This is a genomic window from Pseudoalteromonas sp. P1-9 (genome assembly GCF_001399975.1).
GTDB lineage: Bacteria > Pseudomonadota > Gammaproteobacteria > Enterobacterales > Alteromonadaceae > Pseudoalteromonas.
This window is the reverse complement of the sequence record NZ_LKBD01000003.1, coordinates 38,326-50,236: the sequence shown is the minus strand read 5'-3', so window position 1 is coordinate 50,236 and position 11,911 is coordinate 38,326. Positions and strand designations below refer to the sequence as shown.

Sequence of the window (11,911 nt, the reverse complement as noted above, 5' to 3'; positions counted from 1 at the left end):
GGCGTTCCTAATTACTAACCAGTTTCTCAATGAAAAACTCTAGGTGTCCTGACGGCTGATTTGGAATTGGCCAGCTCGCTGCTTTCGTCGCAAGTGCTTTGAACGCAATTGCTGCAGGCGATTTTGGAAATACGTCAACAATGGTTTTTTGTTTACGAATCGCTTTTCGAATATTTTCATCAAATGGAACTGTCGCGACTAGCTCAAGTGATACATCTAAAAAGCGGTCGGTTACTTTTGATAATTTTGCGAAAAGCTCTTGGCCTTCTTTTAAGCTGCGTACCATATTCGCAACTATTTTAAATTTGTACACACCGTGCTCACGGCTTAACACTTTAATCAGTGCGTAAGCATCGGTTATTGACGTTGGTTCATCACACACAACAACAAGCACATCTTGTGAAGCGCGAGAGAAACTAAGCACCATATCTGAAATACCGGCCGCGGTGTCAACTACCAGCACATCATAATGAGAATCTAATTCGCCAAAAGCACGAATAAGGCCAGCGTGTTCAGATGGTGTTAATTCCACCATATTTTGAGAGCCAGATGTCGCAGGTACGATTTTCATACCGTACGGCCCTTCAACTAAGATATCTTCGAGGTCACATTCCCCTGAAAGCACATGAGAAAGGTTACGCTCTACACGCAAACCCAGCATTACATCACAGTTTGCTAAACCCAAATCGGCATCGAGTACCAGTACTTTTTGGCCTTGCTGAGCCATGGCAATTGCCATGTTAAGAGAGACATTAGTTTTACCAACTCCCCCTTTACCTCCAGTTACCGCAATTACTTTTACAGCCTTGTTATTGTTTGTCATTTTCCGCAGGCCACTAGCTTGATCTAATTCTGGGTTAATCATACATTCCTACTGCTTGATGCGCCATGCTTGATGCACGTCTTGCTTGCGCGTTTGTTCGTTTTGCATACAACTGCTGAGCTTTGCTGACCAATTTTTCCGCATTTGCCACACGAATGTCCTCTGGTACACGCTGCCCATTGGTAAGATAGCCTATTGGCAGACGATTTTGAATGGCTACACTGATAATTTCACCTAAACTTAGACATTCATCAAGTTTTGTGAAGATACAACCACTTAACTGTACCTGTTTGAACTGTTTAATCGCCTCTTGCTGTACTTCAAGCTGTGCTGTTGAACTTAACACAAGGTAACTGCGAATATCTACTCGGCTATTGCGCATTAACGTGTTGAGTTGCTCAGTCAAACGTATATCTCGTTGGCTCATTCCTGCTGTATCAATTAATACTAGACGCTTATTTCTTAAATGATAAAGAATTTCAGTGAGTTCTTCTGCATTTTTAACTTGCTTTACTGGGCAGCCAATAATGCGACCATAAGTCGATAATTGCTCATATGCGCCAATACGATAAGTATCTGTTGTGATTAGCGCAATATTGTTGGCGCCAAATTTTTGTGCGCCAAGCGCAGCTAGCTTTGCAACTGTGGTAGTTTTACCCACACCAGTAGGACCAACTAGCGCATATACGCCGCCACGACGCAAAATCTCATTATTTGCAGTGTATAGCTGTTTGCTCAGCATATTAAGTGTTTCTTGCCACGCTTGACGCGGTGCTACATCATCTGGAATAAAACACGCAAGCTGGTCCGCTACTGCTTCACTGATACCCATACCTTTCAAACGGTCAAGTAAAAGAGCACGAGTTGGGTCACGGCGCGCCATATCTTCATTCATTAAACCAGAAAGTTGGTGCTCAAGTAACTGTCTGATCGATGCCATTTCATCACGCATCGCTTGCATTTCATCAAGCGACTGAGCTTGGTTGCCATAACTGCCTTGTTGCTTTGGCTTAGCAAAGCTATCTAGGGCATCTTGCTGTGTCGATGTGAGTGAATCATCGTCATCAAACCAATTACGAGGTTGCTTTGGCTCAGGTGCTTTATCAAATTGAGGTGATTTTTTCGCTTGACGCTCAAGTAATGCCGATAAACTGTCTGCTACCGCTGCTTGTTTTTCAGGGGTCGCCGTTTGTGGTTTTGGCTTAACAAAATTATTGCTAAAACGAGGCTTTTCTTCGCTTAACTTAGGCGCTGCTGGTGCAGCTGGCACTGACTTTTCATAATCAACAGCTGCCACAATTTCAACACCATCAGCCATGCGCTTATTTGACATGATAACCGCATCAGGACCTAGCTCATGCTTTACTTCATTCAATGCACTGCGCATATCTTTTGCAAAAAAACGTTTAATTTTCATGTGACACCTCGTCTCTACTTATCACTGTTGACCGACTGAGCAAACAATTTTGATCTGTTTTTCTTCAGGTACTTCCTGATATGACATCACGCGCAAACCCGGTAGGCTGTGTTTCACAAATCGCGATAACACGCTGCGCAACATACCTGATGTCAACAGTATTGAAGGTTCACCTGCCATTTCCTGGTTTTGATGCGCATCGCCGAGAGAATTTTGTAGTCTTTCTGCGAGTCCTGGCTCAATGCCAGCACCTTCGTCACCTGCACTTTGAAGGGACTGATGCAACATCTGTTCCAACTCAGGTGCCAATGTTATGACAGGGATTTCTGGTGCATTGCCAGCAACGTCTTGAACGATTAATCGACGTAGTGAAATTCTAACTGCAGCTGTTAGTACGTCTGGGTCTTGGCTACGAGGGCCATACTCAACGAGGGTTTGAACAATCGAACGCATATCACGAATTGGCACACCTTCATTAAGTAAGTTTTGCAGTACTTTTACAATTGTAGTGAGCGGTAAAATATCGGGTACTAAGCCTTCAATTAAACGCGGATGCGACTTGGCTAACATATCAAGTAGGTTTTGTACTTCTTCATGGCCCAATAACAAGGCTGCGTTATTGTGTAATAACTGAGAAATATGTGTTGCGACCACGGTTGCAGCATCAACCACAGTATAACCAAGTGATTGCGCCTCATCTTTTTGTTCTGGTGCAATCCAAACTGCATCTAAGCCAAATGCTGGGTCTTTAGTCGCAACCCCTTTTACTTCACCAAATACTTGGCCTGGGTTAATCGCCAATTCGTTATTGTGTTTTAATTCACCGTTACCACTTGAAACACCCATTAATGTAATGCGGTACTCGTTCGGATCTAATTCTAAATTGTCTCGAATATGAACCGGCGGTACTAAAAAGCCAAGCTCTTGGGATAACTTTTTACGCACCCCTTTAATGCGGCTCAGTAATTCACCACCTTGTGCTTGGTCGACAAGTGGAATTAAACGGTAACCAACTTCTAAGCCAATTACATCTACTTGCTGTACATCATCCCAACCCAACTCTTTTTGCTCAATTTGCGCTTGTTCTTGGCCTGGTGTACTGCCTTTTGCAACCTGTTTCGATTCTTCTTCTGCTTTTTGCGTTTTAATGCGCTGATTCACATAAGCTACACCGCCAATTAAAAAGCCTAATCCCAAGAACGCAACTTTCGGCATGCCTGGCACTAACCCCATTACAATCAAAATACCTGCTGCGATATAAAGGGCTTTATCATTGCCTAACTGGGCATGAAATTGCTCGCCCATGTTTTGCGATTCATTTTGACGCGTTACCACAATCGCGGTACCAATTGATAAAAGTAACGATGGTAATTGGGCAACAAGGCCATCACCTATCGTAAGTAGCGTATATACTTCCATTGCACGACTAAACGGTAAATCGTGCTGGATCATGCCAATAAATAAACCGCCAATAATATTGATAACAAGAATGATAATACCGGCAATCGCATCGCCTTTTACAAACTTACTGGCACCATCCATTGAACCGTAGAAGTCCGCTTCACGCGTTACTTCAGTACGACGCTCTCGCGCTTGTTCCGCGGTAATAAAACCTGCATTTAAGTCTGCATCAATCGCCATTTGTTTACCTGGCATTGCATCTAAGGTGAAACGTGCAGAAACTTCTGAAATACGGCCTGCACCTTTGGTAATTACCACAAAGTTAATAATAATTAGAATAAGGAAAACTACTAAACCAACGGCATAGTTACCGCCAATCACAACTGAGCCAAACGCTTCAATTACTTTACCTGCTGCATCGCCGCCCTCATGACCTTCAAGCAACACGACTCGGGTACTGGCTACATTAAGGGCAAGACGCAATATAGTGGCTATTAGCAAAACCGTTGGGAAAATACCGAAATCAAGCGGCTTCAAGGTATACAGAGTAATAAGTAAAACAACCAGCGATAACGCTATGTTAAAAGAGAACAGTATATCGAGTAAAAACGCAGGCATTGGCAATACAACCATACCGAGCGCAGCAAGCACCAGAATAGGTGTACCTATGCCTTTTAGGTAATCCGATTTATTTGCGTTTAGTTGATTTAATGTGGCCTTGAAGTCCATACAGCAGCTATTCAATATATTGACACTGGTATAGCTAAAGCAAATACCGTTCCAACAAGGGAAGTGGCGATAACTTACTGTTTAGTATTTGAAATCTTCAGGAATTGGCAGCTCTTTGGCAAGCTTTTCAGGACGTTTTCCACGCCCTTTGTTAAACTGTTTTAATTGGAAAACATACGCAAGTACTTGCGCCACCGCAACGAACAGCTGCTCAGGAATTTGCTGACCCACTTCTCCGGTGTGGAACAATGAACGCGCCAATGCGGGCGACTCAACAATGGGTACTTCGTAGCGGTCTGCTATTTTTCTAATTTGCAGCGCTATTTGGTCACCACCAATGGCAATAACCATAGGAGCGCCAGCTTTCGCTGTATCATATTTAAGTGCAACGGCGTAGTGCGTGGGGTTTGTTACTACCACATCGGCATCTGGCACGTCTTGCATCATTCTGCGCTGCGACATTTCTCGCTGGGTGCGACGAATACGCGCTTTAATTTGTGGATCACCTTCGCTGTTTTTGTATTCATCTTTAACCTCTTGCAAGGTCATTTTGAGCTGTTCGTTATGATTCCACTTTTGAAATGGTGCATCAATTGATGCGATAACGATTAACGTCATCGCCAGCGCAAAAAACATCCACGCCAAGATCCACAATGCGTGTTCAATATTACCGGGCACCGCTTCTAAGCTCAGGGTAAGAATTTCGGGGAAATAGCCTTTGATTAAGTAAACAGCAACCGTTGCAATCAGGCCAAACTTTAATAATGCTTTAACTAATTCAATTGCGGCTTGTTTACCAAACATACGGGCAAAGCCCTTGAGAGGTGACATTTTACTCGCTTTAGGCGCAGCTGCTTGCCAGCTAAAATTAAAACCACCTAAAAATGTATTGCCAATTACACCTGCAACCAATAAGCACAACACAAACATTGTCATGCCATACCAAAGTTCGCTCGCAACTTCGCCCCACACCGAGAACATTTTGGTCGTGTCATATACTTCATTACGGTTAAGCGAAAGCAAACGCCCCATCACATTATATAAGCCTACCGCGATGTCTTTACCAAACAGTAAAAAGCTCACTGCAGCAGCAATCAATACAAATGTGGTACCCGTTTCTTTTGAGCGCGCTACTTGTCCTTTTTTCGCTGCGTCTTGCAGCTTTTTGGGGGTGGGTTCTTCGGTGCGTTCTTGATCTGAGCCTTCAGCCATACCTGCTCCTTACACCTGACAACCAACAAGATCGCACATTAGCTCAACCATTTTTAGCCATTGAAATTCAAACTGCGCAGTAAAGTTAGTCATTGTCGCCCAAATAATGACAAGGCCTGCAAGCAATGTAAACGGAAAACCTATGGTGAAAATATTAAGTTGCGGCGCGGCGCGAGTCATCACACCAAATGAGAAGTTAATTACTAGCATGGCTGTTAATGGCGCTAACGATAACACTAAGGCTGTCGCAAACATCCAACTGCCCCATAACGCCAGTTTTTGAAAGTTTGCAACAGGCCACCAGGTGCCATCAATAGGCAGTGCAGTAAAGCTATGTATCAGCATTTGGATCATCATTAAATGACCGTCAAACACCCAAAATAGCAAGGTTGCAAGAATCAAATAAAACTGACCAACCGCAGGCACACTTTGTCCATTGGCAGGGTCTACAATTGAAGCAAAACCAAGGCCTGTTTGCATTGCTAGTATTTGACCCGCAAGAATAAAGGTATTGAGCATCATTACTGACGCAAACCCCATGGCAACACCAATCAGGATCTGCTGCAGCACCACAATGACCATTTGAAAGCTGAATAGCTCGTTAAATTGACTGGGTGGTAAAATCGGCATTACCAGCAAGGTCACCAGTACCGACAACCCAACTTTTACGCGCGTCGGAACAGTTTTCACGCCAATGCCTACCATCACCATAAACATTGCCGCAATGCGTGATAACGGTAACAAAAAGTCCGAAAGGTATTGTACTAATTGCGAAAATAAAATTTCCATAAAGGCCTATTTTAACCAGCAATTTGCGGAATAATCTCCACCATCTGACGGAAATAATCAGTCAATTCTTGGGTGATCCAGTGAGCACCAAAAATAAGCGCAAGTAAGGTTACAATAAGACGCGGTAGAAAGCTTAAGGTCTGCTCGTTAATTGAGGTTGCAGCTTGGAAGATTGCAACAATGAGCCCTACAATTAAGCTTGGTACGATAATTGCTGCAACCAACTTAATAACCAGAAAAAGCGCATCGCTGAGTACTTCTACAAAAACTTCGGGTTGCATTTAGCCTCCTATTCGCGGGTAAGTTATCGTCACAGTACTATGTACCTAACCCATAACTACGTGCGAGCGTGCCCATTACCAACGACCAGCCATCAACCAAAACAAACAGCATAATTTTAAATGGCAGTGACACAATCATTGGCGATAGCATCATCATACCCATAGCCATCAACACACTGGCAACCACCAAATCAACAATTAAAAACGGAATAAAGAACATAAAACCAATAATAAACGCGGTTTGTAATTCACTGGTAATAAATGCAGGAATAACCACAATAAATGGCGTATCTTCTGGGGAGTCGAGTTGTTCGTAGCCGGCTATTTTAGCGAAGGTTTCTAAATCAGAAATACGTGTTTGCGAGAGCATAAATGCTTTAAGTGGCTCTTTTGCTTGGTCGAGCGCCTGTACCGACGTGAGCTCTTCTTTGAGATATGGCTGAATTGCGCGGTCATCAATTTGCTTGTAAATGGGCGCCATAATAAAAATGCTCATAAACAATGCCATACCCACCAAAAGCTGACTCGACGGCGTTTGCTGTAAACCAATTGCTTGACGCAAAATAGCCAGCACCACAATAATGCGGGTGAAAGATGTCATCATAATCACGGCAGCTGGAATAAAACTCAGCGCCGTCATCATAATTAAAACTTGGAGCGTAACCGAGTATTCCTGAGCACCATCCGCATTAGTTTTAACCGTTAGCGCTTGCAAAGCATCATTCGCCCATGCCATCTCAGGCAATAACAGTAACAACACAAATAGCACTAAATTGAAACACGTCCGGTTCATATTTTATTTCTTATTTTTAGGATTTATAAAATGCGCCAATTGTTTGGCGAACTCAGGCATTTGCTGCTCAGCCAACGGCGTTTCTAATTGATATAAATAGTTTATAGAGCCTGAAGTTACACCCAGTACATGATGTTTGTTATCCATTTCCACTACTAGCAGGCGCTCTTTGCTACCAATGTTAATGGAACGAATCACTTTAAACTCGTCACTGGGCGTCATTTGTGGGTTAAATCGCTTAATTAACACGGCAAGCAAAACAATGCAGCCAACCACAAGTAGCAACGACATAATCATCGAAGCCAACTGCTGAAATCCAGCTGGCTCTGCCGCTAACAGATTAAACGGTAATATCAGTAACGTACTGAGTAAACCGATAACTTTTTTCATCGTAACTTTTTGATCCGCTCAATTTGACTGATCACATCTGTTAAACGAATACCGAATTTGTCGTTAACAACAACCACTTCACCGTGGGCAATTAAGGTACCATTTACGAGTACATCAAGTGGTTCACCCGCCACGCGGTCAAGCTCAACCACTGAGCCCTGGTTCAATTGCAGTAAGTTACGAATACTAATTTTAGAACGACCCACTTCCATCGAAATAGTAACTGGAATATCTAAAATGGTATCAAGTTTTCGCTTTTCTTCTGTCGTTAAATCGGCTTTCGAATCTTCAGACAATTCTTCGAGTTCAGCAACTTCGGCATCACCACCGTCTTCGCCTTCAGCTTCGGCTAGGGCTGCAGCCCATTCATCCATTGTATCTTGATCATCGCTCATACTAAATTTCTCTCAGTTAATTACCAGTCGAGGTCTACGCCATCTGATAAATGTAAATCTTCTTCCAATTGCTCCAATTCAGCATCTGAATCGAGCTTTTTCCCGCCCTTTGTAAATACATGCAGCTCTGACTTAACAGATTCTGGGCGTTTAATTTTTTCACTAATTTGAAGCGCAACGTTATCGCGAGAACGCCCCATTTTGGCGCGGTAAGTCGGCAGGTCTTCAATGAATACCGTAATATGTTCTGGCATTTCTACCGGAATAATATCACCTTCTTTTAAGTCCATAATTTGTTGCAGACTTAAATCCACTTCAAGCATACGCGTACTAAGATCGACTTCTACATCCATAATTTCATCGCGCAGTGCTTTAGACCAACGTAAATCGGTGTCTTCCGTATCTGACTGTACACCAGCATCAAGTAATTCTCGAATTGGCTCAAGCATTGAATACGGCAGCGCAATATGGAAATCCCCGCCGCCACCATCAAGTTCAATATGAAACGAACTGATGACCACAACTTCTGTCGGGCTTACAATGTTAGCCATTGCGGGATTTACTTCTGAATCAAGGTATTCAAAAGACACATCCATCACCGGTGCCCACGCTTCTTTATAATCTTCGAAGATAATTTTAAGTAGCATTTGCACAATACGGCGTTCGGTTGGTGTAAATTCACGGCCTTCGATTTTGGCATGGTAACGTCCATCACCACCAAAGAAGTTATCTACCAAAATAAATACTAAACGCGCTTCCATAGTAATAAGGCCGGTGCCTTTTAACGGTCTGAAGCGCACCATATTTAAGCTGGTTGGCACAAATAAGGTGTGGATGTATTCGCCAAATTTGATCATTTGCACGCCGTTAATCGACACTTCAGCAGTGCGGCGCATCATATTAAATAGGGATATACGCATGTGGCGAGCGAATCGTTCGTTAACGATTTCCAGCGTCGGCATACGGCCACGAACAATACGATCTTGAGATGAGAAATCGTATTGCAGCGCGGACGAATCGCTATCACCGCCTTCGTCTATCTCTTCTTCATCAACATCATCGACGCCATGTAAAAGCGCATCGATTTCGTCTTGAGATAATAAATCGCTCACCTAAACTCCTAATTATTGCATTACAAAGCCAGTAAACAATACGCGTTCTACGACTTTACTGTCTTCAATTTCTACCAATGCATTTTGCACTTCGGTTAATGCGTTATAGCGCAGTGCTTCTTTTCCTGCTGTGGTGCTTAAATCATCTGCATTACTTGCTGAAAATACGCGTAATAAGGTATTTTCAATCAGCGGAATATGGCGTTTTGCCGTTTCTTCGTTAACATCGCCACGCACTAACAATTGCACTTTAATCTGTACCAACCGGTCTTTATTTGAACCCGGTACATTAAACACAAATGGTCTTGGCATACCTACATAAAGCGCGCTGCCAATTTCTGCACTATTACCACTTAGTTTACCTTCGCCACCTTCGGCAGATGTGGTTTCCTCAGCAAGCGTTTCTGCAGGGGGGGCATCATCGCCACCTAAAAAGAAAAATGCGGCGCCGCCACCAGCGAGCAATACCACAACAGCAATAATGATAATCATCATTTTGCCGCCTTTTTTCTCTCCACCTTCTTCAATTTCAAGATCTTTTTCTTCTGCCATTGTGACGTTTCCGTAGCTGCTATTTATTATTTTATATAATAGTGCGTTTATTTCCGTTTAATAGCAATTAGTGTTATGCGTAAAAATCGATTCCATCTTGCTGTTTGCTGACAATTTGTTCACTTACATTACTAACAGGCTCATGCTCTGAGCTCGACGAATGACCCGACTGCCCCGCCATTTGCTGCTCACCTTGCCCTTGTTCAGATACGCTACTTTCACCTAAATTAATGCCCTGTTCGGCAAGCATTTCTTTTAGCCGTCCCATTGACTGTTCAAGCACATCTTTCGCTTGCTGACTTTGCACTACAAAGTTTATTTGAGCTTGTTCGGCATCAGAACGAATGCGAATTTGCATCGAACCTAATTCTGGCGGGTCCAATCTAATTTCGGCTTCTTTCAAGTTCAAGTTTAGTAGCATATTTGCTTTATTAAATAATGCTTTAGCTGCATCACTTTTGGCGATATTAACCGGTTGTTGCAATGCTTGATCTGCACTAATTGTAGTTTTTTTGGTGTTTTGTATCACTTGTGCAGTTTGCATCGCTAAGTGCTGCTGGTTGATTTCGCTTACTTCAGCCTGCTGTAGTTGACTCGCTTGAAGTTGCGATACTAATTGCGATAGCACCGGTGTATTCGCATTTGTTTTTAAACTATTAAGCAATTTTGCAAAGCTTTGCGATTGTTCTGTGCTTGCCTCTGTCTCAACATTTTGCTCATCCACCAACTGAGTTGTATCAACCTTAACATTACTTTGTTTAGCGTTGCTGGTTTGCTCATTGCTCGCCTGTAATTTTTCCGCAGCTTGGCTACTTAACGATACAACACTTGCAGGCGAGGGTTTTGTTGCCTGTTGATTAATTAGCTCTGCTGTTGTTTGCTGTACGTCGAGGTCAACGTTTTGCTCTTGTGCCACCGCTTTAGCAACCGCGGTCACATTATGTGGAACTTGTGCATCTGGGCGTGTGATCGTTTGCTGTTTATTTGCCACAGGCACAGCCTCACCAAGAGGACGTGACGCTAACGTACTTTGCAATTTTGCTTGGTCATTATCACTGTCCGTTGCAAAGTCATCCGGTGTTGCATTTTGTTCAACTGTTTGTTGCTCAGTATTTGGCTTCGCTGATTGTGAGGCCAGCACTGATTGCAAGGTGACAGACTGCTCTTTCGCTTTTGAATCAGCTTTTGCAATTGCCACGTTTAGCTTATCCATAACCAAACGGAGATCGTGTTTAGAAAGCCCTTGTGGTAGTTCCCTTTCGTTATCGAGCTGTGTAAAAAATTGCTTAAGTGTTTCAAGACCTTCTTTGTCTAATTTGGCAAATTCATTATCAAGCGACACTAAGTTTTGAGTTAGATTGACCTTAGTTGCACCGTCTTTCACCGAAGTGCTTTCACCTGCATTGCCACTATCTACTGGCGCTTTTACACTTTGTGCTTGCTCTGTACTTTCACTGCCTTTTGAAATACTCACATCAAAAGACTTACTTTTAGTTAGTTGCTCAAGCAGTGAGATAGCCGTATTATTATTGTTGCTCGTTGCTTTTTGTGTTTGTTCAGTTTGCGCTTGTTGAGTCTCTGTCTGTTTAGCAACAGGCTTTGTTTCATCAACTGGCATTGATTTTACAGGGGTCGATTCAGAATCCCCCTTGTTGGTGTTAGCACTGTCATCGAGCTGTTTAAATTCGGATGAGCGAGTCACTGGCATATCATCTTGCGTAGGTGACTTATCGATATTGGCAACGGCAGATTCAGTTTGTTCACCTTCATCAGTGGCATTTTCTGAATCATCTATTTGCTTAGGCGTATCATTTTCGTCCGATAATTGACTATCATCACGACTATTTTGCTCTTCATCGGCGGATGCATGTTTGCTCTGTACTTCATTTTGCACAGATTCAAAAACAGCTAAAAAACCGCTTTTATTTTCGCTTTCACTCGTTGTTGCTGAGGAGTCTAATCCCACATTTGTAATGCTTAACTGCGAATTTATCGTTGCCATAACACACTTCTTCTT

The 11,911-nt window shown here is 43.0% G+C and carries 12 protein-coding genes; all 12 read right to left on the bottom strand.

The genetic code is table 11. The annotated features are described in order from the left end of the window. Positions 1-7 precede the first annotated feature (7 nt). Positions 8-865 carry a MinD/ParA family protein gene (locus AN214_RS02735; RefSeq protein ID WP_054978317.1) on the bottom strand — a complete coding sequence of 286 codons (858 nt, stop codon included), beginning with the start codon at positions 863-865 and terminating at the stop codon, positions 8-10. Further along, the gene (gene flhF / locus AN214_RS02730) at positions 858-2,240 is read right to left on the bottom strand and encodes a flagellar biosynthesis protein FlhF (protein ID WP_054978316.1); all 1,383 of its coding nucleotides are present in this window, start codon (positions 2,238-2,240) and stop codon (positions 858-860) included. Before flhF ends, AN214_RS02735 begins: the two co-directional genes overlap by 8 nt. A 21-nt stretch (positions 2,241-2,261) precedes the next feature. Then, positions 2,262-4,370 (bottom strand): flagellar biosynthesis protein FlhA, encoded by a 2,109-nt coding sequence (flhA, locus tag AN214_RS02725; protein WP_054978315.1) that lies wholly within the window; start codon positions 4,368-4,370, stop codon positions 2,262-2,264. Between the two features lie 81 nt (positions 4,371-4,451). Next, a complete protein-coding gene (gene flhB, locus AN214_RS02720) occupies positions 4,452-5,582 on the bottom strand; it encodes a flagellar biosynthesis protein FlhB (protein WP_054978314.1) in 1,131 nt (376 codons plus the stop codon). Between the two features lie 9 nt (positions 5,583-5,591). Further along, entirely contained in the window at positions 5,592-6,371 is a 780-nt protein-coding gene (gene fliR, locus AN214_RS02715) for a flagellar biosynthetic protein FliR (protein WP_054978313.1), read from the bottom strand. A gap of 11 nt (positions 6,372-6,382) precedes the next feature. Then, positions 6,383-6,652 (bottom strand): flagellar biosynthesis protein FliQ, encoded by a 270-nt coding sequence (gene fliQ / locus AN214_RS02710; protein ID WP_010560575.1) that lies wholly within the window; start codon positions 6,650-6,652, stop codon positions 6,383-6,385. Between the two features lie 37 nt (positions 6,653-6,689). Beyond that, on the bottom strand, positions 6,690-7,388 hold the full coding sequence (gene fliP / locus AN214_RS02705; RefSeq protein ID WP_100914502.1) for a flagellar type III secretion system pore protein FliP: 699 nt from the start codon (positions 7,386-7,388) through the stop codon (positions 6,690-6,692). Between the two features lie 60 nt (positions 7,389-7,448). Further along, a complete protein-coding gene (gene fliO / locus AN214_RS02700; RefSeq protein WP_054978311.1) occupies positions 7,449-7,835 on the bottom strand; it encodes a flagellar biosynthetic protein FliO in 387 nt (128 codons plus the stop codon). Continuing rightward, a complete protein-coding gene (fliN, locus tag AN214_RS02695; RefSeq protein ID WP_010560578.1) occupies positions 7,832-8,230 on the bottom strand; it encodes a flagellar motor switch protein FliN in 399 nt (132 codons plus the stop codon). Before fliN ends, fliO begins: the two co-directional genes overlap by 4 nt. 20 nt (positions 8,231-8,250) lie before the next feature. Beyond that, entirely contained in the window at positions 8,251-9,342 is a 1,092-nt protein-coding gene (fliM, locus tag AN214_RS02690; protein WP_010560579.1) for a flagellar motor switch protein FliM, read from the bottom strand. Between the two features lie 12 nt (positions 9,343-9,354). After that, positions 9,355-9,894, bottom strand: a complete 540-nt coding sequence (gene fliL, locus AN214_RS02685) for a flagellar basal body-associated protein FliL (protein WP_054978310.1) — start codon at positions 9,892-9,894, stop codon at positions 9,355-9,357. 73 nt (positions 9,895-9,967) lie between these two features. Beyond that, positions 9,968-11,896: a flagellar hook-length control protein FliK gene (locus AN214_RS02680; protein ID WP_054978309.1), complete on the bottom strand. Its 1,929-nt coding sequence runs from the start codon at positions 11,894-11,896 to the stop codon at positions 9,968-9,970. Between the last annotated feature and the right edge of the window lie 15 nt (positions 11,897-11,911).